The sequence below is a fragment of the Acidiphilium multivorum AIU301 genome, from assembly GCF_000202835.1.
Classification (GTDB): Bacteria; Pseudomonadota; Alphaproteobacteria; order Acetobacterales; family Acetobacteraceae; genus Acidiphilium; species Acidiphilium multivorum.
Genome location: NC_015186.1, coordinates 3477245 through 3500673, shown reverse-complemented (window position 1 = coordinate 3500673; position 23429 = coordinate 3477245). Strand labels below are relative to the sequence as shown.

21 protein-coding genes are annotated in these 23429 nt (G+C 68.4%); 13 read left to right on the top strand and 8 right to left on the bottom strand.

What is annotated here, in order from left to right; translation table 11 throughout:
* Positions 1-16: 16 nt before the first annotated feature.
* The gene (locus ACMV_RS15995; RefSeq protein WP_012040381.1) at positions 17-463 is read right to left on the bottom strand and encodes a hypothetical protein; all 447 of its coding nucleotides are present in this window, start codon (positions 461-463) and stop codon (positions 17-19) included.
* Between the two features lie 333 nt (positions 464-796).
* Here ACMV_RS15995 and ACMV_RS15990 point away from each other — a divergent pair, with 333 nt between their 5' ends.
* The 3 genes from ACMV_RS15990 (at position 797) to ACMV_RS15980 (ending at position 3589) form a co-directional block, all read left to right on the top strand.
* Positions 797-2116 carry an ammonium transporter gene (locus ACMV_RS15990; RefSeq protein WP_013641088.1) on the top strand — a complete coding sequence of 440 codons (1320 nt, stop codon included), beginning with the start codon at positions 797-799 and terminating at the stop codon, positions 2114-2116.
* A gap of 128 nt (positions 2117-2244) precedes the next feature.
* Entirely contained in the window at positions 2245-3147 is a 903-nt protein-coding gene (locus tag ACMV_RS15985; RefSeq protein ID WP_012040380.1) for a ribokinase, read from the top strand.
* 10 nt (positions 3148-3157) lie between these two features.
* On the top strand, positions 3158-3589 hold the full coding sequence (locus ACMV_RS15980; protein ID WP_013641087.1) for an RbsD/FucU family protein: 432 nt from the start codon (positions 3158-3160) through the stop codon (positions 3587-3589).
* Here ACMV_RS15980 and ACMV_RS15975 read toward each other — a convergent pair.
* Both ACMV_RS15975 and ACMV_RS15970 read right to left on the bottom strand, forming a co-directional pair.
* Positions 3579-4022 (bottom strand): DUF1810 domain-containing protein, encoded by a 444-nt coding sequence (locus ACMV_RS15975; protein WP_013641086.1) that lies wholly within the window; start codon positions 4020-4022, stop codon positions 3579-3581. The genes ACMV_RS15980 and ACMV_RS15975 overlap by 11 nt on opposite strands.
* A gap of 80 nt (positions 4023-4102) precedes the next feature.
* On the bottom strand, positions 4103-4705 hold the full coding sequence (locus ACMV_RS15970; protein WP_013641085.1) for a hypothetical protein: 603 nt from the start codon (positions 4703-4705) through the stop codon (positions 4103-4105).
* A 493-nt stretch (positions 4706-5198) separates the two neighbouring features.
* Between ACMV_RS15970 and ACMV_RS15965 the strand changes: the two genes are divergently transcribed.
* From ACMV_RS15965 to ACMV_RS15945, 5 genes are read left to right on the top strand one after another with little or no spacing between them, the layout of a single operon-like run.
* Positions 5199-6683 carry a replicative DNA helicase gene (locus ACMV_RS15965; RefSeq protein ID WP_007424101.1) on the top strand — a complete coding sequence of 495 codons (1485 nt, stop codon included), beginning with the start codon at positions 5199-5201 and terminating at the stop codon, positions 6681-6683.
* Between the two features lie 29 nt (positions 6684-6712).
* Entirely contained in the window at positions 6713-7522 is an 810-nt protein-coding gene (locus ACMV_RS15960; RefSeq protein WP_007424102.1) for an EcsC family protein, read from the top strand.
* A complete protein-coding gene (gene alr / locus ACMV_RS15955) occupies positions 7519-8592 on the top strand; it encodes an alanine racemase (protein WP_013641084.1) in 1074 nt (357 codons plus the stop codon). The genes ACMV_RS15960 and alr overlap by 4 nt, the downstream gene beginning before the upstream one ends.
* A gap of 8 nt (positions 8593-8600) precedes the next feature.
* Positions 8601-9383, top strand: coding sequence for an MlaE family ABC transporter permease (locus ACMV_RS15950; RefSeq protein ID WP_013641083.1), 783 nt, complete (start codon positions 8601-8603; stop codon positions 9381-9383).
* A complete protein-coding gene (locus ACMV_RS15945) occupies positions 9380-10165 on the top strand; it encodes an ABC transporter ATP-binding protein (RefSeq protein ID WP_007424105.1) in 786 nt (261 codons plus the stop codon). The genes ACMV_RS15950 and ACMV_RS15945 overlap by 4 nt, the downstream gene beginning before the upstream one ends.
* A gap of 142 nt (positions 10166-10307) precedes the next feature.
* On the opposite strand, the gene ACMV_RS15940 is transcribed toward ACMV_RS15945, so the two are convergent.
* Positions 10308-11582: a hypothetical protein gene (locus ACMV_RS15940; RefSeq protein ID WP_012040376.1), complete on the bottom strand. Its 1275-nt coding sequence runs from the start codon at positions 11580-11582 to the stop codon at positions 10308-10310.
* 288 nt (positions 11583-11870) lie between these two features.
* On the bottom strand, positions 11871-12872 hold the full coding sequence (locus ACMV_RS15935; protein ID WP_012040375.1) for an NAD(P)H-quinone oxidoreductase: 1002 nt from the start codon (positions 12870-12872) through the stop codon (positions 11871-11873).
* 126 nt (positions 12873-12998) lie between these two features.
* Here ACMV_RS15935 and ACMV_RS15930 point away from each other — a divergent pair, with 126 nt between their 5' ends.
* Positions 12999-14201, top strand: coding sequence for an ABC transporter substrate-binding protein (locus tag ACMV_RS15930; RefSeq protein WP_231844441.1), 1203 nt, complete (start codon positions 12999-13001; stop codon positions 14199-14201).
* Positions 14202-14222: 21 nt separating this feature from the next.
* Here the strand turns inward: ACMV_RS15930 and ACMV_RS15925 are convergent, their stop codons facing one another.
* From ACMV_RS15925 to ACMV_RS15915, 3 genes are read right to left on the bottom strand one after another with little or no spacing between them, the layout of a single operon-like run.
* Positions 14223-14849 (bottom strand): c-type cytochrome, encoded by a 627-nt coding sequence (locus ACMV_RS15925; protein ID WP_231844440.1) that lies wholly within the window; start codon positions 14847-14849, stop codon positions 14223-14225.
* A gap of 36 nt (positions 14850-14885) precedes the next feature.
* The gene (locus ACMV_RS15920) at positions 14886-15383 is read right to left on the bottom strand and encodes a hypothetical protein (RefSeq protein WP_013641079.1); all 498 of its coding nucleotides are present in this window, start codon (positions 15381-15383) and stop codon (positions 14886-14888) included.
* Positions 15380-17407, bottom strand: coding sequence for a protein-disulfide reductase DsbD family protein (locus tag ACMV_RS15915; RefSeq protein ID WP_013641078.1), 2028 nt, complete (start codon positions 17405-17407; stop codon positions 15380-15382). Before ACMV_RS15915 ends, ACMV_RS15920 begins: the two co-directional genes overlap by 4 nt.
* Positions 17408-17454: 47 nt before the next feature.
* Between ACMV_RS15915 and hrpB the strand changes: the two genes are divergently transcribed.
* The 4 genes from hrpB (at position 17455) to ACMV_RS15895 (ending at position 23231) form a co-directional block, all read left to right on the top strand.
* The gene (gene hrpB, locus ACMV_RS15910) at positions 17455-19884 is read left to right on the top strand and encodes an ATP-dependent helicase HrpB (protein WP_013641077.1); all 2430 of its coding nucleotides are present in this window, start codon (positions 17455-17457) and stop codon (positions 19882-19884) included.
* Between the two features lie 115 nt (positions 19885-19999).
* Entirely contained in the window at positions 20000-20611 is a 612-nt protein-coding gene (locus tag ACMV_RS15905; protein ID WP_007422093.1) for an OmpA family protein, read from the top strand.
* Positions 20612-20639: 28 nt separating this feature from the next.
* Complete coding sequence (locus ACMV_RS15900) at positions 20640-21623, top strand: hypothetical protein (RefSeq protein WP_013641076.1); 984 nt, start codon at positions 20640-20642, stop codon at positions 21621-21623.
* 81 nt (positions 21624-21704) lie between these two features.
* The gene (locus ACMV_RS15895; protein WP_012040368.1) at positions 21705-23231 is read left to right on the top strand and encodes an acetolactate synthase large subunit; all 1527 of its coding nucleotides are present in this window, start codon (positions 21705-21707) and stop codon (positions 23229-23231) included.
* The last annotated feature ends 198 nt before the right edge of the window (positions 23232-23429 follow it).

The following is a 23429-nucleotide window of genomic DNA, read 5'->3' as shown; positions in this document are numbered from 1 at the left end:
GCGCGGCCGCGCGAGGTCAGCCCGGCGGGGCGAGCGGCTGCGCCTGAACGCTGCTGTTCCCGCCATAGCCGGTATCGCTTCCCGTACCGCTCGTGTAGCCACGAGAGGAAGACATCGGCGCCGGCGCCAGTTGCTGCGGTGCCGCATTGGCCGGCCCTGGCCCGGCTTCGTTCGTGGCCGGCGCCGCCGCGCCGCCGGCCCAGGGCGGATTGCCGAGATTCACCTGCTTCGGCGTCGTGTTCGCGGCGGTGAGAGCGCCAATGCCGCCTCCAACGGCACCGCCGACGAGAACGCCGATCGGCCCGCCGATCAGGCCGAAGGTCGCGCCCGTGGCGGCCCCGCCGGCAGCCCCGCCGCTCATGCGATTGCCGGCATCCGCGCCGCACCCGGCCAGCGTCACCGTCATTGCCGCAATCAGCCCCAGCGTCGTCGCTTGCCGCCGCCTGCGCTTCCAATCCGTCATTGAATGCTCCTTCCCGCGCCGGAGCGTTTCCGGCTGTCGGACCCTACAGCGCGGAATCGTGGCGAAACAAGGTTCGGGCCGAGTCCGGACGATGATTTCGGCGTAATCAAGGACAGGCTGCAACGAGGTCGCGAAGGGCGATCGCCACCGGCCATGTGCCGGAATGATGTGCTAATGGACATCCGGAGGAAGTTCATCCCCGATTCTGCCTGACGGCCCGGCCGGCGCGCCATGGCCAGCGCCCGAGGTTTTGGCACAATTCCTGCTAACTGCCCGATGTCACACGGATCAGCCGCATCGGATAACGGGCGGAACAAGAAGGAGCGGGTCGCCATGACGCGACGTTTATGGACGGTGGGAGCCCTCTCGCTCCCGCTTGCCGGCATCTGTTTGCCTGCAAAAGCGGCAGAATCGGGTTTGAGCGCGGGCGATACTGCCTGGATGTTGGTCAGTTCGGTCCTGGTGCTGCTGATGACCATTCCCGGCCTCGTTCTGTTCTACGGCGGCATGGTCCGCAAGAAGAACGTGCTTTCGATCATGATGCAGAGCGTCATCATCTGCGCGGTCGTTTCCGTCCTGTGGCTCGTGGTCGGCTACAGCCTGGCCTTTTCCAACGGCAACGGCTTCGTCGGCGGGCTGGGCGATGTCCTGCTGGAAAACCTGGCGCGCGACTGGAACCTGCCCTTCACCCTCGGCACGGGGCTGCCCGACGCCGTGCATCTGCGGGTGCCGGAGAGCGTGTTCGTCATGTTCCAGCTCACCTTCGCGATCATCACCCCGGCCGTGATCACCGGCAGCTTCGCCGAGCGGATGAAGTTTTCCGCCCTGCTGATCGTGATGGCCGCATGGTCGCTGCTGGTTTACGCGCCAATCGCCCACTGGGTCTGGAGTCCCGCAGGCTGGCTCTACCGGCTCGGCATCGCCGACTACGCGGGCGGCACGGTCGTCGAGGTGAATTCCGGCATTGCCGGCCTCGTCTGCGCGCTCTATCTCGGCCGCCGCCTCGGTTTCGGACAGGACAACATGATGCCCTGGAACCTGTCCTATGCGGTGATGGGCGCCTCGCTGTTGTGGGTCGGCTGGCTGGGCTTCAATTCCGGCGGCGCCGGCGGCGCCAATCCGAATGCCGGCATGGCAGTGCTGGTCACCCAGATGGCCGCGGCGGGAGCGACCCTGTCCTGGACCGCGGTCGAATGGGCGCATCTCGGCCGTCCCACGGTGCTGGGCGCGATTTCCGGTGCCGTGGCCGGCCTTGTGGCCATCACCCCGGCGGCGGGCTTCCTGCTTCCCGGCCCGGCACTGCTGCTCGGGCTTGCGGCTGGCGTGGTCTGTTTCTGGGCCGTCACCGTCGTGAAAATCCGCCTTCGCTACGATGATTCGCTCGATGCTTTCGGTGTGCATGGTGTCGCGGGCATTCTCGGCACGCTGGCCACCGGCGTGCTCGCCTTCGGCCCGCTTTCGGGCGGCGCGGTCGAACCCGGACTGCACCAGCTGGCGATCCAGGCGCTCGGCGTGGCGGCGACGATGATCTATTGTGGCGTCGTCACCGCCGGCATCCTGTTCGCCACGCAGCGCCTGGTCGGCCTGCGTGTGACCCGTGACGAGGAACGGCAGGGCCTGGATGAGGTGCTGCACGGAGAATCGATCGCCTGACACCCCGCCCGCCGGGAAGGCGGCGCCGCGCCGGCATCCGGCATTTTGACTTGCGGCGCCGAAGCCCGCAGAAGTCGGGTCGAACCCGCCGCCGCGGGATTCCGGTGCGATACGGAGGAACGGAGCCCATGCTCGTCGTCGGCAGCGCGAATATGGATCTCGTGGTGCGGACACGGCGCGCCCCGGATGCGGGCGAAACCGTCATGGGCCTCGATTACGCGACTTATCCGGGCGGCAAGGGGGCGAACCAGGCAGTCGCCGCGCGGCGGGCGGGCGCAACGGTCGCCTTCGCCACCTGCCTCGGCCGCGACGCCCATGGCGATGCCCTCCACGCGACGCTCGCCGCGGAAGGCATCGATCTCTCCCTTCTGCGCCGCGTCGACGCGGCGAGCGGGGTTGCGCTCATCACCGTGGAGCACGGCGGGCAGAACCGCATCGTCGTCGTCCCGGGCGCGAACCAGGATCTGCGGCCCGAGCGCCTGCCCGATCCGGTGCCGGCAGGGCTGCTGCTGGCCCAGCTGGAGGTGCCCGTGGAAACCGTTCTGGCGGCGGCGCGACGAATGAGGGCCGCTGGCGGGCGGACGGTGCTCAACGCCTCGCCGGTGGACCGGCTCGATCCGGCCACGCGGGCCGATCTCCTGGCTGAAACCGACATTCTCGTGGTCAACGAAACCGAAGCGGCCGCCCTCCTGGGCGCCGATTCTCCGGATGCCGCACCGGCCGAGATGGCCCACCGCCTTGCCGCCGGACGGCAGGCGGCCATTGTCACCCTCGGCGCCGCTGGCGTGGTATGGCACGCGGGCAAGGCGGGTAGCCGGGTTGAGCCGCATCGGGTTCCGGTGGTCGATACCACCGCCTGCGGCGACGCCTTCGCCGGCGCGCTGGCTGCCTCGCTCGAGGCGGGCGGCTCGATCGAGGAGGCTGTCCGTTTCGGCAATGCGGCCGGCGCGCTGGCCGCGACACGGACCGGCGCGCAGCCCTCCCTGCCGACCCGCCAGGCCATTCTCGACCTGCTGACCCGCGACACATGAAGGAGCGCCCATGCTGCACGGTATCGATCCCATCCTCACCGCCGATCTTCTGCATGCGTTGCGGGCGATGGGCCATGGCGACACGATCGCCATCGTCGACGCGAATTTTCCCGCCGCCACCTGTGCGAGGCGCCTGGTCGCCATGCCGGGCCTCGAGGCCAGGACGGTGTTCCGGGCGGTGCTGAGCGTCCTGCCGGTCGATGATTTCATCCCCTTGCCGCTGCTGACCATGCAGGTCGTCGGCGACGCGGCGGCCGTGCCTCCGGCGGTGGCGGAGTTCCGGCAGATCGCGGCCGGGGCCGGGGTGGGCGCCGAACGCATGGGCACACTGGATCGCCATGGCTTCTACGCCGCCGCGCGGGACAGTTTCGTGATCGTCCAGACCGGCGACCGGCGGCTCTATGCCAACGTGATTGCGACCAAGGGCGTGATCAGGACCTGAACGGCGCCGCTCCAAGCCGCCGAACCGTCTCGGGATCGGGCTGTCCGTCGTACCAGCGGTCGAGATTCGCCTGGCAGGTTTCGTCGCCGCACGCCAGCGCGAACAGGCTCATCGAAGAGCGGAACTTCAGCGCATCGATCGGGCCGAAGATCGCCTCCGGCGAATCGGCTTTGGCCGCCAGCACGAGCGCGGCGGCCTCGCGCAGGCGGGCGCCAAGCAGCGGATGCGCCATGTAGGCGCGGGCTTCCGCCATCGAGCCGATGCCGTAATGCGCCGCCGCCAGCGAGCGGCCGAGCCCGCGCAACTGGGGAAAGACGAACCACATCCAGTGCGTTCGCTTCCGCCCGGCCGCGAGTTCGGCGAAAACCTGCCCGATCACCGGCGCCTGGGCATCGACGAAGCGGGCGAGATCATGGGGATCGTCACCGGGCATCGAGCCGACCCTGCCGCAGGACGGATGGCTCGCGCCCGGCCGAAATCCGGCGCCCCAGCCGCGCGCGGCGCCCGCGGGTATCAGGCATTGCCGCCGCCGAGCTCCGCGCCTTCGCCGTGCGACAGCCCCGGAAGTGCGTGAACATGCGCGTCTCGGGCGCCATGCCGGGTCAGAATGTCCAGGGCACGGCGCTCCTGCTCGGGCGTCCATGTCCGGACCCAGAGCAGAAGGCCGCCTTGTTCCAGCTGGTCCTGCAGCCGCCTGGCTCGGCTGTCGCCGACGAATTTGGCGAGCACACCGCCGATCAGCCCGCCGGTTCCGCCACCGATCGCGGAGGCGATGACCGCCGCTGCCAGCTCGCCGCCCGCGGCAACGATCGGCACCGCGGCAACGACCGCGCCGACATAGAGCAGCCCGCCGATCAGCGCGCCTTCCGCATCTCCGACGGATTCCGGCGAGACGTAGTCTCCGCGCGGTGTTTTAGGATCATCCTCCAGACCGGCAATATTCCGCCGTTCGGTCCGGGGTGTTTCGAATACCGAGGCCTCGGAGGCCAGAAGGCTGATATCGGCTCGGTCGAAGCCTGCCATCAGCAGATCGTCCACGGCGGCCTGGAACGCATCTCGTTCAGTGAAGACGCCAACCGCTTCGCGGATCGTGATGGCCGGCTCAATGGCAGACATGGTCTTTCCTTTCTGAACGATCGATGGACAAACTGGCCCGCCCCGCCGACCGTCGCTGCCGGTTCGCCCCCGACATGCGCCGCCGGGTTGCCTCAAGATCGACTTCGCGACCAGGGACGTTCATCTGTCCTCTGAAATGCTGCGGGTTTCGGTGAGAGGAGACTAGGTCAGCAGAACGGGGAACGGCCAGCCCCCTTGGAGGTGATGGCCAATCGGGTCATGTGTGGACCGTCATCTCGCCCGGCGATGGCGAACTCGGTTCGCATGCGGACGGACCGGGGGCGCGCATGCCTTGTCGCTGCATTGAACCGGCCGCTGCCAGGCTCGTGGTGGTGACGCCGCCGGGCTGATTTCCAGCCAGGCCCACGTCCACCGGCGATACGGCCTCACGCCGTGCATGCCCGCGACTTATCCACCTTATCCACCTTATCCACAGCCCCGTCGCGCGGCGGGCGCGCTGTCCTGCATCCATCGGCCGCGCTAGTAGCGTGTCATGGATATGACCGAGTCCGCGCTTCTCACCGTCTCCCCAAGACTGCCGCCCGCCAATCTCGAGGCCGAACAGGCCCTGCTCGGCGCCCTGCTGGCCAACAACAAGGCCTATGAGCGGGTTTCGGAGTTCCTCGCCCCCGAGCATTTCGCCGATGCGGTGCATGGGCGGATCTACGAGGCGATCGCCCGGCGGATCGAGGCCGGGCAGGTCGCCGACCCAGTCACGCTGCGCGCGACCTTCGAACATTCCGGCCTGCTCGACGATGTCGGCGGCGCGGCCTATCTCGGCCAGTTGCTCACCGCGATGGTCGGGATCATCAATGCCGGTGATTACGGCCGGATCATCTACGATGCCTGGATCCGCCGGCAGCTGATCGAGCTGGGCGAGCTCACGGTCAATCGCGGCTTCGGGTCGGATCCCGAGCTCGACGGCACCGCACAGATCGAGGCGGCGGAGCAGGCGCTGTTCGATCTCGCCACCAAGGGCGGCAGCGAGGGCGCCGCGATGACCTTCGAGACCGCGCTGGCGATGGCGATCGACACCGCCGCCAAGGCCTTCGAGCGCGATGGCAAGGTCTCGGGCCTGACCACGGGCCTCACCGATCTCGACGCCCGGACCGGCGGGTTGCACCCGTCGGACCTGCTGATCCTCGCCGGCCGCCCCGGCATGGGCAAGACGGCGCTCGCGACGAAGATCGCCTTCGGCGCCGCCCAGGCCCTGCTCAACGAGGCCCGCGCCGAGAACCCGAACGCCGAGGCAAAGCAGTGCGTCGCGGTCTTCTCGCTTGAAATGAGCGCCGAGCAGCTCGCCACCCGCCTTCTCGCCGAGGAGGCGCGCGTCTCCTCCGACCGCATCCGCCGTGGCGAGATCGGGCAGAAGGATTTCGACAATTTCGTCGCGGTGTCGCGCCGCATCGCCCGGCTGCCGCTGATCATCGACGACACGCCGGCGATCACCCTCTCCGCGCTGCGCACCCGCTGCCGCCGGCTGCGGCGAACGCGCGGCCTCGCGCTCATCGTGGTCGACTATCTCCAGCTCATGCGCCCCGCCGCCGGCACAAGGCCGGACAACCGCGTGCTGGAAATCAGCCAGATCACCCAGGGGCTGAAGGCCATCGCCAAGGAACTCTCGGTCCCGGTCATCGCACTCTCGCAGCTCTCCCGCGCCGTGGAATCCCGCGAGGACAAGCGCCCGCAGCTCTCCGACCTTCGCGAGTCCGGCACGATCGAGCAGGACGCCGACGCGGTGATGTTCGTCTATCGCGACGAATACTACCTCCAGGCCCGGATGCCCAAGCAGATGGCGTATGATTCGGAGGACAAGTTCCAGGACGCGCTGGCCAAATGGCAGCAGGACATGGAGCATGTGCACAACCGCGCCGAGCTGATCCTCGCCAAGCAGCGCCACGGCCCGACCGGCAAGATCGACCTGTTCTTCGAGGCCGAATTCACTCGATTTGCCGACCTCGACACCCAACATGAATGACCGGTGAGCGAACGGAAGGAGTGCGCGCGATGGCGACATCAGGCGGCAATGCCTGCGCCGGCCTGCCCGAGGCCGACCTTGCGCGGATCGCGCAGGCGGCGGAGCGCTATGTCGCGGCGCACGGGCTGTTCGCCCGCCTGCTGAGCCGGATCGGCCGCGGCACCGTGGGCGCGGCGGAACGCGCGCTGAACCTGTTCCTGCCGAACAGCCGCCGGGCGATCGAGGACTACGCCTCCGAAGCTCTGTGGTCGCTGCTCGACGTCTCGCGCGCCGGACTTGCGCCGCGCCGCGCGGGGCCTGCCTCCGAACGGGTCTATCGCGGCGCCGTCGCGGCGAGCGGGGCGATCTCGGGCCTCGCCGGCGGCCCGCTCTCGCTGGCCGACATTCCGTTCACCATGGCGATGATGTTCCGCGCCATCGCCGAGATCGCCCGCAGCCATGGCGAGGACATCGACGCGTTCGAAACCCGGCGCGCCTGCCTCGAAGTGTTCGGCTTCGGCACGATCCGCGACGAGGAAGGCGAGGTCGAGGCGAGCTACTGGGCGGTGCGCGGCGCGCTGACCCATGCGCCGCTTTCGCTGTTCCTGCGCACGGTCGCCGCGCGCTTTTCCGTCATGCTGTCCGAACAGGCGATGGCGGCCCTCGTGCCGCTTGTCGGCGCCTTGTCGGGGGCAGGCGCCAATTACCTGTTCATGAGCCATTTCCAGACCATGGCCCAGGTTCACTTCACCATTCGCGACCTTGAGCGCCGGCACGATCCCGAGCGGGTGCGCGCCTGTTTCGATGCGCATGTCGCCCGACTGCGGGAGCGCCGGCAACTGTTCCGCAACGCCGCATGAACCACCCGACCCTGACCATCGACCCCGGCGCCGTCGCCGCCAACTGGCAGGCGCTGGCCGCCCGCCATGCGGGGGAGGTCGCCGGCGTGGTGAAGGCGGATGCCTACGGACTCGGCGCGGCGCTGATCGCCCCTGCCCTCGCCGCTGCCGGCTGCCGCAGCTTTTTCGTCGCCACGCTGGATGAGGCCCTTTCCCTGCGCGCCCTGTTGCCGGCGGCGCGGATCGGCGTGCTCAATGGCTGCCCGCCCGGCGAGGAGGAAACGATGCGCGCGCGGGAGCTGAGGCCGGTTCTGGGCTCGCTCGCGGCCTGCGCGCGCTGGCGCGGCGCCGCTGGCGATGACGAGGCGCCGCCTTCGTTCCTGCATCTCGATACCGGGATGAACCGGCTCGGCCTCGATCGTGACGAGGCGGCCCATCTCATCGCCCATCCGACTCTTCTCGACGGGCTGGGCCTGACGCATGTGATGACGCATCTGGTCGCCGCGGAGGAGCCGGATGCGTCGGCGAATGCCGCGCAGCGCGAGCGTTTCGCCGCTTTCGCCGCGCGGTTCCCCTGGCTGCGGACCAGCCTTGCCAACTCCTCGGGCCTGTTTCTCGGCCCTGGGTTCGGCTCCGACCTCGCGCGGCCGGGCTATGCGCTCTATGGCGGCAACCCGACACCGACGGCGGCGAATCCGATGCGCCCGGCCATCGCCCTCGCCGCCCCCATCCTGCAGATCCGCGCGATCGCTTCGGGCGAGACCGTCGGCTACAACGGCACCTGGCGGGCGGCGCGGCCCTCGCGTATCGCGACGATCGGCGTCGGCTATGCCGATGGGTTGCCGCGGTCGCTGTCGAACCGGCTGACGGCGCGCTGGCAGGGGAAGATCATCCCGGTCGCGGGCAGGCTGTCGATGGACCTGACGACGTTCGACGTCACCGAACATCCCGACATCGCGCCCGGCGACGTCATCGAGTTGATCGGCCCGGGCCATGACATCGATGCCATCGCCGCCGAGGCCGGCACGATCGGTTACGAGATTCTGACCTCGCTCGGCCCGCGCTATCGGCGGGTCGTGAAATCGGTATAATCCGGCGCATGAATCTCGTGCTCGACCCGATTGCCGCTCTCGGCCGCCTTGCGCTCGGCTTCGTGATCATGCTCGGCGAACTTGCGCTCTTCGCCGCCGCCGGCCTGTCCGGCCTGGTGCGCCCGCCCTTCCATCTGCGCAATTTCGGCCGCGCGCTGATGGAAATCGGCTATTCGAGCCTGCCGGTCGTCGCCCTCACCGCCGTGTTCACCGGCATGGTGCTGGCGCTGCAGAGCTATATCGGCTTTTCCCGGTTCGACAGTTCGAGCGTGATCGCGAGCGTGGTGGTGCTGTCGCTCACCCGCGAGCTCGGCCCGGTGCTGGCCGGCCTGATGGTCGCGGGGCGGGCGGGCTCGGCGATTGCCGCGGAAATGGGCACGATGCGGGTGACCGACCAGATCGACGCGCTGACCACACTCGCCACCGATCCGATGCGCTATCTCGTCACCCCGCGCCTGCTCGCCGGGGTGATCGCCCTGCCGCTGCTGGTGGTGATCGCCGACATTCTCGGCGTGGCCGGCGGCTTCCTGGTCTCCACCGTCAGGCTCGGCTTCGAGCCCAACGCCTATCTGCGCGACACCGTGAACTACCTGCACAGCAACGATGTCGTCTCCGGGCTTGTGAAGGCGGCGGTGTTCGGCTTCGTGATCGCGTTGATGGGGTGCTTTCACGGCTACCGCTCGCGCGGCGGCGCGCAGGGCGTTGGCGGTGCGACCACGGCGGCGGTGGTCTCCGCCTCGGTGCTGATCCTGGCACTGGACTATCTGATGACCCAGGCGTTCTTCTCGTGAGCGGCGGCGGGACCATCGAGCCGAAGATTCGCATCCGCGGGCTGCGCAAGAGCTTCGGCGCGAAGCGGGTGCTCGACGGTGTCGATCTCGACGTGATGCCGAAGACGAGCACCGTCGTCATCGGCGGGTCGGGCACCGGCAAGTCGGTGCTGCTGAAATGCATTCTCGGCCTGATCCCGCCGGATGAGGGCGAAATCTGGATCGATGGGGAAAACCTGATCACCGCGCGGCCGGCGCGCGCCCGCGCGCTGCGCGACCAGATCGGGATGCTGTTCCAGAACGGCGCGCTGTTCGACAGCCGGCCAGTCTGGGAAAACGTCGCGTTCGGGCTGCTGGCACGCGGCCGCGTTACCCGCGCCGAGGCGCGCACGGTCGCAGCCCGTGTGCTCGCTCAGGTCGGCCTTGATGCCAGCGTCGGCGAGTTGTCGCCGGCCGAGCTCTCCGGTGGCATGCAGAAACGCGTTGGCCTGGCGCGGGCGATTGCCGCCGAACCGTCAATCATGTTCTTCGACGAACCGACGACGGGGCTCGACCCCATCATGGGTGCCGTGATCGATGGGTTGATCGTCGATTGCGTGAAGCGCCTCGGTTCGACATCCATCACCATCACGCACGACATGGCGAGTGCCCAGCGTATCGGCGACCGGATCGCCATGTTGCAGGACGGCAAGATCGTGTGGGAAGGCGATGCCGCCACGGTCATGAACAGCGGCAACGACATGGTGGATCAGTTCACCCACGGCCGCCGTGAAGGGCCGATCCGGATGGCCCTGCGCCGCTGACATCAATCGGCGTACCCTGCCAGCGGCGTCGCGACGTGACATTGCCAGGTGATATCGCCGTTATTGAACTCGCCGCTCGGCAACTAAAAAGCCCCGGGCACAAGGCCCGGGGCTGGCTCAAATGTCCCGTCCAAAATAGACGTCAGGTGATAATCGAGCCTCCAACAAATTTCTGCAGGTTGCTGGCATTGTAGCCAACCATGGTGATCTGCGTATTGTCCGAGAGGGTGACGAGCGCGGCACCGGTGGGGTAATTGCCGTTGTTCGCACCAGTGACACTTACAATGTTGACACCGCTGAGAATGACAATGTTGTCGGTCTTCGAATTGAAGTTCTCAAGCACGTCGTTGCCGCCGCCGCCCTGCAGCGAGGACGAGAAGAAGTAGGTGTTGGTGGCGCCAGAAACGGTCGAACCATACATCGTCGCCGAGCCGGTTGCCGCGAAGAACGCCTGACTGCCGGAACCGGCGGACGAAATGATGTCGGTCCCCGAACCCGCAGCGAAAAGGTTGTTTTGCGTGACGGAGCTCGCCATCAGGGTTTCGTTGCCTGGTCCAGCAAACAGATCGTTATTGAGCGCGGAAGTAGTAGCTCCCCCGCCACCGGCGAGGAGGTAATCGTTGTTGCCCGCACCCACCAGCGAAACGCCGCCATTGCCGCCGATCAACGAGTTGTTACCGCCTGTGCCGCCGTAGAGCAGGCCACCGGCATTGCCGCCGAACGCGGTCACCGAACCGTGGCCGCCAAGCACCGTTGCCTGCGCCGAACTGGAGTTGATAAAATCCAGCGTGCCGGCGTAGCCGGTGGGAACGCCCGCCTGAACCGAGGCTGATCCGGTGGCCAGAACCGTATCGTTTCCGGTCAGCACCTTGAAGCGGTCAAGGCCACCGCTCAGCGTGGCCTGATTATCGCCACCCGCGTAAATGGTCGTGTTGCCCCCCAGATCGTAAATCTGATTGGGGTTCGAACCCGAATTGCCGGATGGCGCCGCGCTACCATTGGTCGAGATGACGGCATTGCTCTGTGAACCGATCAGATAGGTTGACGTATACCCGTTACCGGCAACCGAAACAGTGCCCGGAACCTGAACGACAACCTCATTGGCGCTCGACGGAACTGTGACGCTGATATTGTTCGCGGTGCCGGCAGCCGACGCGCCAGTGCTGTCCGTGTTGGTGATCTCATAGATCCCACCAGAAGAACTGGAACCAGCAAACGTTGCAGTTTTCCCGGCAATCGCATCGAAGTTGACCAAAGACGACTGGCCGTTAGCAACGGCCGCGTTGACCACATCAACGATCGACTGAAGGGACGCCAAGCTCGTGCCGCTCAATCCGCTTGCGGGAACCTGAACAATTCCGCTGACATGAGTGGCGGAATTGTTCACGCCACCTATGACTGTAATATATGAACTCATGCCGTAAACTCCTGAAAAACCCTTACATGAATGATTCTCAATTATCCTGAACTGGCGTGGCAGGCAAGAGAAACTTTGCCTTTTCAAAACAATTGTTTTTAGATTTAACTAACATATTAGACGAAAATTTTAGGCAATTTCTAAAAATTTGAGTTTAAAATAAAAACTTTCCGTTATCATTTCTGGAAAGTTCGATTTCGTATCATATGGAGAATTTTAGATCTCTACGCGTGTCATAATTTCATATTAGACACGTTCGTTATGGACCGTAGGAGCATGGGAGTATCTTTATTCGAAAGAAAGAATAATCTTCCCGATATGTCCGCTCTCTTCCATCAAGCGATGTGCGCGGACAACATCTCCCCAGGGCATGGCTTCGGCAATCACCGGGCGAATTTTCCCCGATTCGAGCCAAGGCCATGCGCGTTCCCGCAATGCCGCAGCAATGCCCCCCTTCTCGGCAGTGCTGCGAGGCCGCATCGTCGATCCGGTGACGGTCAGCCGGTTTATCATGATCGGCAAGAGATCGAGATTGCTGGCGATACTGCCTCCCATGAAGGCAATCTGGATCAGCCGCCCGCCACGCCTCAAGGCACGCAGATTCTGCTGGGTGTAGGGCGCTCCAACCATGTCGAGCACCACGTCGACCCCGTTGCCCGCCGTCAGTGCCTTGATCTCATGAAGGAAATCCTGCTCACGGTAATTGATTGCAGCGGTCGCGCCAAGTTCGAGGCAAGCGTTGCACTTCGCAGCCGAGCCCGCGGTGGCGTAGACGCTCGCGCCATGAGCATGGGCCATCTGGAGCGCGGCGACGCCGATTCCGGACGTCCCGCCATGAACGAGAACGGAGTCGCCGGGCGCCAGGCGACCAAGATCAAACAGATTGGCCCAGACGGTAAAATAAGTCTCCGGCAACGAAGCTGCCTCGATCGCGCCGAAGCCGGCAGGCCACGGCAGGCACTGCGCCGCCGGCACCGCGACATACTCGGCGTAGGCACCGCCATTGCAGAGTGCGGTCACGCGGTCACCCATCCGCCAATTGTGAACCGCGGCGCCGCATGCCACCACGGTTCCCGCCGCCTCCAGGCCAAGAATCGGGCTTGCACCCGGCGGCGGCGGATACGCCCCCTTGCGCTGCTGCACGTCAGGCCGGTTTACGCCGGCAGCCTCCACCCGGATCAGCACCTCATCATCACGAGGCTCCGGAACCGGACCGGTCACGACATGCATCACTTCCGGCCCACCGGGGCGGTCGAACGTCACATGCTTCATGCTGTCTGGCAGGCTCATCTGCGTCTCCTCATCTCGTCCGCGCGGCCATGGACCCGTGGCGCGACAATTCCGGCGCCTATCCGCACACTTCCATCACCTATATATATGATCCATGAACGAGCAACCGCCACGCTCCGCCCGCCCGTGAAGAGATTGCTGCCCCGTCGCGCCTTCATCGGGGGCCTCGGCGCTGCCGGACTATCGATCCGCGGCGCCCGGCCTGCGTCGATTCACGCCACGGAAAAGCAACGCAAGCACCTGCTGATCGGGACGCTGTTTCCCGAGACCGGTGCCCAGACGCTTCTCGGCGACGAAGCCTGGCGCGGCGTCGAACTCGCGATCGATGCGGCGCGAGCCGGGATCGACGCCGACATTGAAGTCCTCCGCGCCGATGCGGCAAACCCCGACGCGGCGATCCGCGGCATGATCCGCAAGGCCGGCAAGGCGTCCGATATCGCCATGATTCTCGGCAGCCAGTCATCGACAGCCGCCTTCGCCGCGACCGCCGCCGCCGAACTCGCCGGCATTCCCTATGTCGAGCTCGACGCGCCGGCCGATGGCATCACCCGCCGCGATTTCAAGATCCTGAGCCGCATCTGCACGACAACGACCGATTTCGCCAGTGCCGCCGAATCGGCGATCACCACGCTGCTGATCCCTGGCTGGAAGACCGGCGCCGAACGCCTGCGCCTTGCCCTCCTGTTCGATATCGGCGCCACGGACGGCTCCTTCGCCGGCGCGATGCTCGCGGCCTGCCGGCGAGCCGGGCTACCGGTCGTGCTCAGCATGGCCTACGCCACCGAAGCGGCGGATTTCGACGAGGAAGTCGCGCGGATGCGGCGCGCCGGCATCGAACTGCTGGTCCATGCCGGGCGCACCGCGCATGTGCTGCTGCTCTACCAGGCCATGCAGGAGGCCGGCTGGCGGCCCCGGATGATCATCGGGGCCGGGCCTGGCTATGGCCTCGCCGAGACGGGCGCGGCGCTGGGCCCCGCGCTCGACAATACGATGGTGATTGGCAACCCGCTTTACGGAGAGGACTCGGCACCGATCGCGGCAGCCTATCAGCGGCGCTATGCCGCCCCACCGCGCGGCGGGGCGAGCCTTACCACCCATGTCGGCACCACGCTGGCGCTGGACGCGCTGCGCACCGGCAAGCCGCTGCCGGCATCGCTCACAGCCATCAGCCGCCCGCGCGGCAGCCTGGCGAATGGCTGGGGCGTCCGCTTCGACACCACGGGCCAGAACCGGGAAAGTTTCGTCACCCTCCAGCAATGGCGGGACGGCGCCCTCATCACCATCGACCCGAAAATCCCCGGCGCCGCGAAACCCGCCCTCACCCTCTGAAGGCCGCGCGGCGCCCGGCGATCACTGCCCCGGCGCGGCGGGCGGCTGGGCCGCGAAATAGGCGGCCACCGCCTTGATCTGCGACGGACTCAGCATGTCGGCAATCTTCTGCATCAGGTGCAGGTTGCTCTCGTTGCGCGCGCCTTTCTGCCAGGCCAGCAGCTGCGCCTCGAGATAGTTCGCCGGCTGGCCGGCGAGCCGCGGGAATTCAGGCTCCATGCCGCGCCCGCCGGCGCCGTGGCACGAGTCGCAGGCCGGAATCGCGTGGTCGGTGCCCGCGCCGACACCGTGGATCGCCAGCGTCTCGCCGACATTGTCCTTCGGGGCGGCGGGTAGCGAGGCCGGAGCGACCACCGGCAGGCCGTGGTAATATTCGGCGATCGCCTTGCGCTCAGACGCGTTCAGCCCGCCGGCGAAGCTGCTCATCATGCCGTTGCGCCGCGTGCCATGCTTGAAGGCGTAAAGCTGCTGCTCGAGATACTTCACCGGCTGGCCGGCGAGCGCCGGAAACCCGGCGGCCGGATTGCCCATGCCGTTCTGGCCATGGCACCCCGCGCATTGCGCTGCCTGCGGCGGCGGGGCCGCCTGCGCCACGCCGATCCCGGCCAAAATCGCCACAACCGCCAGCACGCCACTGTTTCGCATCATGTCCACCCCGTCCTGAAATACCAATATAGAACGCTCTTAGACCGTCGGCGCGCCGCGTTCCATACGGCAGGCGGCCGGGACGCGGGCACTCACCGTCCTGTCAACGCGGACCAGGGAGAAATCCGTGCAGCCCGGCCCGTCGATCCGGCCGGCCATGGACCCGCCCGCGCCGCCGAGCGTGCCACGCAGCCCGACCCAGACGAAATGCGCCGGGCGCAGCAGCCATATCGTCGGCTTCAACGCGATGCTGCGGGCGGCGGCGTCGTAGCGTCCGGCCATCGTGAAGCAGCCCGGCGGGACATGCGGATTGCCCGCCAGCGCGTGGAAGAAGAACAGCGCCCGGACCCGGCCGCGCCCGGCCGGGGTGATGGTGAGATCGAGCGCCGTGGCGCCCTGCGCGCAATGATACTGCCCGGCCCAGGCGCCGGCCGGCGAGACGCGGGCAGGCCGGACGTCCGCAACGGCCCCCATCGCGACCCCGACCAGCATTGCCGCCAGCATCGCCCCCTGCGCGACACGGCGCAGGCGGATCACGAGCGCGCGCCCGCGATCGTGGCCCGGACGATCGACGGCGTGAGCACCTGCGGCAGAACCACCGGTGCGGCGTGTCCGGGCGGGTAATAGACATAGATCGGCACGCCATCCCGCCCATGCGCGGCAAGGAAGCGGGTGATCGCGGGATCGCGCCGGGTCCAGTCGCCGACCATGAGCGTCACGTGCCGTGCCGCGAAAAGGCGCTGCATCGCGCGCGGCGCCAGTGCCACCCGCTCGTTCACCTGGCAGGTGATGCACCAGGCGGCCGTCATGTCGACGAACACGGCATGGCCGTCCTTGCGCAGCGCCGCGAGCTTCGCCGGGGAATAGGGCACCGCGCTGCGGGGCAGTGCGCCGGGGAGCGCGGCGGGACCTGTTGCATCGGCGGGGACGACCCGGGGCAGGAGCAGCACCGCCCCGATCACTGCGAGAACCGCGAGCCCACGGAGGAGAATGCCCGGAAAGCGTAGCAGCCAGAGAGCGAAGCCGATGAGCAGCGCGCCGGCGCCGACGATCAGCACGCCCGACGATCCGGCCTCGACCGACATCACCCAGAGCAGCCAGACGGCGGTGCCGAACATCGGGAACGCAAGGATCTGCCGCAGGATCACCATCCACGGTCCGGGCCGCGGGAGAATGCGGCCGACCGCGGGGACCGCGGCCAGCGCCACGAAGGGCAGGCCGATGCCGAGGCCGAGGGAAGCGAATATGCTCAACCCGAGCGTGACGGGGGCGGCAAGTGCCGCCGCGAGCGCACCGCCCATGAACGGCGCCGTGCACGGCGTGGCCACCGCGACGGCGAGCAGCCCGGTTGCGAAACTGCCGAGCACGCCGCCATGGCGGGCCAGGCCGGCACCGAGATTCTCGAGTCCGGAGATATCGAACAGGCCGGCGAAATTGAGCCCGATGGCGAAGACGAGCCAGGCCATCACGGCGATGAAGACCGGCGACTGGAACTGGAAGCCCCAGCCCAGCGCCGCGCCGCCCGCGCGCAGGGCGAGCAGCCCGCCGCCGAGCAGCAGCATCGCGGCGACGGTGCCGGCCGCATAGGCAAGCGCCTCGCGCCGGGCGAGCGGACGGTCGTCATGGCCGAGCCGGGCCAGCGCCAGCGCCTTGATCGCCAGCACCGGAAACACGCAGGGCATCAGGTTGAGGATCAGCCCCGCCAGCAGCGCGGCGCCGAGCCAGACGATCAGGGGCGTGCCGGCAAGCAGCGGCGGCGCGGCGCCCGGCGCGGCATGCAGCGTCAGCGCCTGCATCCGGCCCGAGGGATCGGTGATCTCGATTACGCCGGCGGCCGCGGTCATCGGCGGGTGCGCCGGCTTGAGCCGGAGGGTGAAGCCATCGCGCACGAAGCCAAGACGCTGCGGCGCCGCGTTGACGATCGCCGCCGGGTCATCGGGATAGAAATGCGCGCCCTTCACCACGCTCCGGCCGAGACCGGCGCCGGTGATGGCGAGCGTGCCGTCCGGCGCGATGGTCGCGCGATAGGGCGAGGGACGCGGCAAGGCCGCGCGGGCGGCGCGGAACAGGCCTGCCTCGGCCGACGCACCACCTGCAAGGGCGAGATGGAAACGGCCGTGTTCGGGAACGCAGAGCTTGGGGTTGCAGACCAGCCATTCGGCCTTCGCGTCGATCGCCGTCACACCGGATTGAGGCAGTGTCACGGTGAAGGGCAGCAGCACCGTGCCGCTCTCGATATAGTCGCCCACGCCGCCGCCGGCGACCAGCCAGTGCGGCGGCGGAAAGGCGAATGGGCCGGCCTTCGCCCCTGCCGGCGCGACGATCGACACGGTGGGAGCCTGCCCGGCATCGCCCGGATCGGACCAGTAGATGTGCCAGTCCGGCTTCAGGTGGAACAGCAGGCCAAGCGTGATTGTCCCGGCCTTCGGCGCGTTCGCGGCGGAGACGAGCGAGACCTGCGCGCGCGGCGAGGTGACCTCGTTGCTGCGCGCCGCCCGCGCCGGGCCGGTGGCGGCAAGAGCCAGAAGGAAGGCGGCAAGAGCGGGCAGAAGGCGTTTCATCGGCTCAATATCGCATATCGGGCGGTTCGGTGCTAACCGCCCGCCTCATGGACGAACTGCCGGTTGCCGCCATCCTGCCCGATCTTCGCGCAAGCCTCGCGCGGTCGGCCAATGCCGTTCTCGTCGCCCCGCCCGGCGCGGGCAAGACCAGCCTGGTGCCGCAGGCACTATTGGGTGCGGACTGGCTGGGCGGACAAAAGATCGTGATGCTCGAACCAAGGCGGCTTGCCGCCCGCGCCGCGGCGGAGCGGATCGCGCAGCTGATCGGCGAGGCGCCGGGCGGCACGGTGGGCTATCGCACGCGGCTGGAGTCCGTGACCGGCCCGGCGACGCGGATCGAGGTGATCACCGAGGGGCTGCTGACCCGCCGGCTGCTGGCCGATCCCGGGCTCGATGGCATCGGCTGCGTGATTTTCGACGAAATTCATGAGCGCAGCCTCGAGGCCGATCTCGCCCTGGCGCTGACGCTCGACCTGCAGCGCGGCCTGAGGCCGGAGCTGCGGATCCTCGCGATGTCGGCCACCGCCGACATCGCGACCCTGACCACGCTGCTCGAGGCGCCGGTGATCGAGAGCGCGGGGCGGGTCCATCCGGTGACGATCGAATTCGCCGCGCGCGATCTTGCCGATGCGCGGGACCTGCCGGCGGCGCTGGCCCGCGCGGTGCGCGGCGCGCTGGCGGCGCATCGGGGCGACGTTCTCGCCTTCCTGCCCGGTATTGGGGAAATCCGCCGCGCCGCCGAGGCGCTGGAGGGCGCGCCGGCCACGATCATGCCGCTCTACGGCGACCTGCCGCCGGCGGAACAGGCGCGGGTGCTGGCCCCATCGAGCCAGCGGCGCGTCATTCTCGCGACCAGCATCGCGGAAACCTCGCTCACCGTGCCGGGGGTGCGGGTGGTGGTGGATGGCGGGTTTCGCAGGGCGCCGGAATTCGATACCGGCCGGGCGCTGACCCGCCTCGTGACGCGGCGGATCAGCCGGGCGGCGTCCACCCAGCGCGCCGGCCGCGCCGGGCGCGAGGCGCCGGGAGTGGCGATCCGGCTGTGGACGGAGGCGCTGCATCGCGGTCTGCCGGAGTTCGACACACCGGAAATCGCCGCCGCCGAGCTTTCCGGGCTGGTATTGGCCTGCGCCGCCTGGGGCGCGGACGCGGCGGCGCTGCCCTTTCCCGAGCCGCCGCCGCCCGGCGCGCTGGCGCAGGCGCGCGCCCTGCTCACCGATCTCGGCGCGATCGACGCCACCGGGCGGATCAGCCAGGCCGGACGGCGGATGGCCGAACTCGGCGCCGCCCCGCGCCTCGCGGCGATGATGCTGGCCGCCGACAGCGCGGTGGAGGCGGCGCTGGCCGCCGATCTCGCAGCACTGCTCGAGGAACGCGACCCGCTGCGCGAGGCGGGCAGCGCCGATATCGCGCTGCGGCTCGACGCGATCGCCGGGCGCGGCGGCGGCGATCGCGGGGTGATCGCGCGGATCCGCCAGGCGGCGGGCACCTATCGCGGGCGGCTCGGGCTGCGGCGGGATACGCAAGCCGGCGGCGACCCCGCCGTGCTGATCGCCGCCGGCTTTCCCGACCGGATCGGCGTGCGCCGCGGCGAGCCGGGCAGTTTCCGGCTCAGCGAAGGGGGCGGCGCGAAACTCGACCCGGCCGATCCGCTGGCGCGCGCGCCGATGCTCGCCGTCGCCGCGCTGGGCGGCCGGGGCGCGCCGAAGATCGGGCTCGCCGCGCCGATCAGCGCCGCGACGATCGAGGAGCGCCTCGCCACCCGCATCGTCACCACGCGGGAGATCGGGCTCGATGGCACCGGCGGCACGGTGATGGCGCGGGAGCGGCGGCGCTTCGGCGCGCTGGTGCTCGCCGAACGCAGCACGCCGGCATCGCCCGCGGAGATCGAGGCGGCGCTGCGCGAGGCGATTCGCGAGAAGCCGGGCCTGCTCGGCTGGAGCGACGAGGTGCGGCAGTTGCAGGCCCGCGTGGCGCTGATGCGGGAGATCGAGCCGGAGGGATGGCCCGACCTGTCCGACGAGGCGTTGCGGGCGGATTTCGAGACCTGGCTGTTTCCCTATCTCGCCGGGATGAGCCGGGTGAAGGAGGCGGCGGCGCTCGACCTGCTCGCCATCCTGCGCGACCATCTCGGCCATGAGCGCGTCCGCGCGCTCGACGCGGCGCTGCCCGCGCGGATCGAGGCGCCGGGCGGTGCCGTGCCGATCGACTATACCGGACCGGTGCCGGTGGCGGCAGCGCGGGCGCAGGCCTTCTATGGCAGCGACGCGACACCACGCCTCGCCGGCGGGGCGGTGAGGTTGCAGATCGCGCTGCTCTCGCCGGCCGGGCGGCCGATCGCGGTGACCGGGGATCTCGCCGATTTCTGGCGGCGGGGCTGGGCCGACGCGCGCAAGGACATGCGCGGCCGCTACCCCAAGCACGAGTGGCCGGAAGAGCCGTGGCGCGCGCCGGCCCGGCCGCGCGGGCGGCGCTAATCGGCCGGTGTGACCCGCGTCGCAGCCGTGAGTGGAACAGCATGCCATAACGGATGCGAACTGGCATTCCGACCGTCAACCGGATAGAATGTCGCCAAGATCGAGGGAGTTGATCATGCGTTTCACGGGCGTCTCCGCCGCCGCCGTCGTTGCACTGCTTGGCATGGGTGCCGCCCATGCGCAGTCCAGCGGCCCGTCGGCTCAGCAGATCATCCAGGCTCTGAAGCCGACCGGCAATGTGTCGAGCACCACGCGCGGCATCGTCCCGCTCGCGCAGGGGGCGGCGCAGGCAGCACCCGCGCCGTCGGTGGCGAAGCCGGCGGCGATGCGGATGAAGACCACCGCGCCGGCGGCGGTTTCCCATGCCGCGGCACAGACCCCGTCGATCAACCTGAACATCGATTTCGCGACGGGCTCGGCCAAGCTGACACCGCAAGCCGTCACCGAACTCGACCGTCTCGGCCGGGCGCTGACCGACAAGACGCTCGCCGCCTATCATTTCAGGGTCGTCGGCCATACCGACACGACCGGCGCGGCATCGACCAACCTCGCCCTCTCCCAGGCACGGGCGGCCGCTGTGAAGACCTATCTGATGTCGAAATTCGACATCCCGGCCACCCGCCTGCAGGCGACCGGCGTCGGCGAGGCGGACCTGTTGGTGCCGACCGGACCGAACGTGGCGAACCGGGCGAACCGCCGGGTTCAGATCATCAACACCGGCAAGTAGGCCCCTCCTGCATGGCCGGCGGCGTCTGATGGCGCGGCGGGGGTGGGATGTGCGCGCGGCGGCGTCCGGCGATCCGGACGACACCGTGCCGATGGGACAGATTCCCTCACGCGCCGCCGGCGCTCGGACCCGCCCGCCGGCGACGCGCCTGGCCGTTGCGCTGATCGTCGCAATCGCCGCCGTAACGGGTGTCGGGATCGGTGGGTGGATGGCGCTGCGCCGTCCGGATTATCCGAAGGCGGGCGAGACCGGGATTTTCAATCATGTCGGCCGGCATTTCACGATTTTCCGCTTCCGTGACGATCCGCTGATCCTCGTGATCGACTGCCCGGACCTGCGGGCCCAGGGCATGATGTTCGACCGGATCGCGGCGCTGATCGAGAAGGCCTCGACGCCGCGGAACCGCGTGCTGGGCGAGGCCGCCTTCACGAAGGTTCTCGCGAAGGCGAACGCGACCGAGGCGACCTATTATTACGGCAATGACTATCCGGCCTGGGCCCTGCGGAAATTCTTCCGCCTCGCCCATGCCGAGGGCATCCGGCTCACCGCGGATGAGCGCCGGCTGCGGGAGATCGCGCGGCGGGAAGGGTTTCTGCGGCCCGGCGCGAACGGCGCGGTCATCTCGATTCCGCAGGCCCAGGGCAGCCGGCGCATCAGCTGGGTATCGCGGGCGGTCATCCTGCGCCACGAGCTTTCACACGGCGCCTATTTCACCATTCCCTCATACCGTCGCTTCGTGCACCGGTTCTACGACACGCAGATGACGCCGTCGGAACAGGCCGCCTTTCGCAGCTTCCTGATCCGCGATGGCTACGATCCGCACGATCGCGACCTCATCGTGAACGAGACGATCGCCTACATGGTGTTCACCCGCGACCCTGACTATTTCAACGCTCAGGCGGTCGGGCTCACCGATGCGCAACTGGCCTCGCTGCGGCAGCGATTCGTGGCGCAGATGCCTCATTTCTGGCTGCGCCCGATGGCGGACGCGCCGCTACCCGCGCATCGCTGACCCCCCTTGCCCGACCCGTCCGGAACGGGCAGTTTCCGTGTCCGAAAATCGACCGGCCAACGGGGAAGGAAAGACGGGTCCATGAACGGCGCTGAAAGTCTGGTGCATACGCTGATCGCGTGCGGCATCGATACGGTTTTTGCCAATCCCGGCACCAGCGAGATGCATTTCGTTGCGGCGCTCGACCGGATTCCCGGGATCAACTGCGTTCTCTGCCTCGACGAGACGGTGGCCTCGGGTGCCGCCGACATGTACTGGCGGACCAAGGGGCGCCCGGCGGCGACGCTGCTGCATTGCGGCCCCGGGCTCGCCAACGCGCTCGCCAACCTGCACAACGCGCGGCGCGGCCGGTCGGGCATCGTCAATATCGTTGGCGATCAGGCGACCTATCACCGCCCGCTGGACGCGCCGCTGACCGCCGACACCGAAGGCTGGGCACGGCCGGTTTCCGGGTGGGTCCGGACCGCGATGACCGCCGACGCGGTCGGACACGATGCCGCCGAGGCGGTGGCCGCTGCCCGGACCGGCACGATCGCCACGCTGATCCTGCCGGCGGACACGGCCTGGACCGAGGGCGGGGTGATCGGCACGCCGCAACCGGTGCCGCCGCGCCCCACGGCAGACGCCTCCGCCATCGACGCGGCCGCCGAGGTGCTGCGCTCGGGCGAACCTGCCCTGTTGCTGCTCGGCGGGCGGACGCTGACCGACGCGACGCTGCGGATCGCCACCGCCATCGTGCAGACGACCGGTGCCAAAATGCTGGCCGAGATGTTCAACGCGCGGATGGAACGCGGACAGGGGCGGCCGCCGATCGAGCGCATCCCATACCAGATCGACGCCGCGGTGCACTCGCTGGAGGGAATCCGCCACCTGATCCTGGTCGAGGCCAAGCCGCCGGTCGGGTTCTTCGCCTATCCGGGCAAGAAGGGCCGGCTCTGGCCGGATGACTGCACGGTGCACACGCTGGCGGATATCGGCCAGGACGGCGTGGCCGCCTTGCAGGCGCTGGCCGAACGCATCGGCGCCGGCACGCCGGAGATCGCGGTGACGCCGCGCCCTGCGCCGGCGAAGGAGGCGATCGCGCCGGAGACGGTGGCCACCTCGATCGCCGCCCTGCTGCCGGATGACAGTGTCGTGATCGACGAGGGGATTTCCTTCGGCCGCGGCTTCTCGCGCTTCACTCATGGGGCGGCGCCGCATCTGTGGCTGCAGGTGCCGGGCGGGGCGATCGGCGGCGGCCTGCCGGGCGCCGTGGGTGCTGCGATCGGCTCCGGGCGGCGGGTGCTCGCGATCCAGGCCGACGGCTCGGCGATGTACAGCATCACCGCGCTCTGGACGATGGCGCGCTGCAATCTCGACGTGACGGTGGTGATCCTCGCCAACCGGAAATACGCGATCCTGCTGCATGAATACGCCAATGTCGGCGCCAATCCGGGACGGACGGCGATGGACATGCTCGATCTCGGCCATCCGGACATCGATTTCGTGCGCCTTGCCGAGGGGATGGGCGTCGCCGCCGCGCAAGCCGGCAGCATGGAGAAGCTCAACGAACTGATGGCGGCGAGTTTCGAGCGCAAGGGGCCGTTCCTGATCGAACTCCTGACCTGATCCGTTGATCGGCGAAACGGATCGGAATCATCGGCCTTTTCCATCGAATCGGAGGTTGACCGTTAACTTTCCTGTTGTAACTGTGGCTGCGGCCATGATGCTGCCGGAAATTTGCGGCATCTGACCGCCGGGCGGGCGGTCCGTCCTGACACAAGAAGACTTCACAGGGCGCAGCATGGCGAGTTCCACTGTTCAGCA

Coding starts and splice junctions, on each gene's coding strand:
- ACMV_RS15995 (WP_012040381.1), bottom strand. CDS start 463: ATGACGGATTGGAAGCGCAGGCGGCGGCAAGCGACGACGCTGGGGCTG.
- ACMV_RS15990 (WP_013641088.1), top strand. CDS start 797: ATGACGCGACGTTTATGGACGGTGGGAGCCCTCTCGCTCCCGCTTGCC.
- ACMV_RS15985 (WP_012040380.1), top strand. CDS start 2,245: ATGCTCGTCGTCGGCAGCGCGAATATGGATCTCGTGGTGCGGACACGG.
- ACMV_RS15980 (WP_013641087.1), top strand. CDS start 3,158: ATGCTGCACGGTATCGATCCCATCCTCACCGCCGATCTTCTGCATGCG.
- ACMV_RS15975 (WP_013641086.1), bottom strand. CDS start 4,022: ATGCCCGGTGACGATCCCCATGATCTCGCCCGCTTCGTCGATGCCCAG.
- ACMV_RS15970 (WP_013641085.1), bottom strand. CDS start 4,705: ATGTCTGCCATTGAGCCGGCCATCACGATCCGCGAAGCGGTTGGCGTC.
- ACMV_RS15965 (WP_007424101.1), top strand. CDS start 5,199: ATGGATATGACCGAGTCCGCGCTTCTCACCGTCTCCCCAAGACTGCCG.
- ACMV_RS15960 (WP_007424102.1), top strand. CDS start 6,713: ATGGCGACATCAGGCGGCAATGCCTGCGCCGGCCTGCCCGAGGCCGAC.
- alr (WP_013641084.1), top strand. CDS start 7,519: ATGAACCACCCGACCCTGACCATCGACCCCGGCGCCGTCGCCGCCAAC.
- ACMV_RS15950 (WP_013641083.1), top strand. CDS start 8,601: ATGAATCTCGTGCTCGACCCGATTGCCGCTCTCGGCCGCCTTGCGCTC.
- ACMV_RS15940 (WP_012040376.1), bottom strand. CDS start 11,582: ATGAGTTCATATATTACAGTCATAGGTGGCGTGAACAATTCCGCCACT.
- ACMV_RS15935 (WP_012040375.1), bottom strand. CDS start 12,872: ATGAGCCTGCCAGACAGCATGAAGCATGTGACGTTCGACCGCCCCGGT.
- ACMV_RS15925 (WP_231844440.1), bottom strand. CDS start 14,849: ATGATGCGAAACAGTGGCGTGCTGGCGGTTGTGGCGATTTTGGCCGGG.
- ACMV_RS15915 (WP_013641078.1), bottom strand. CDS start 17,407: ATGAAACGCCTTCTGCCCGCTCTTGCCGCCTTCCTTCTGGCTCTTGCC.
- hrpB (WP_013641077.1), top strand. CDS start 17,455: ATGGACGAACTGCCGGTTGCCGCCATCCTGCCCGATCTTCGCGCAAGC.
- ACMV_RS15905 (WP_007422093.1), top strand. CDS start 20,000: ATGCGTTTCACGGGCGTCTCCGCCGCCGCCGTCGTTGCACTGCTTGGC.
- ACMV_RS15900 (WP_013641076.1), top strand. CDS start 20,640: ATGGCGCGGCGGGGGTGGGATGTGCGCGCGGCGGCGTCCGGCGATCCG.
- ACMV_RS15895 (WP_012040368.1), top strand. CDS start 21,705: ATGAACGGCGCTGAAAGTCTGGTGCATACGCTGATCGCGTGCGGCATC.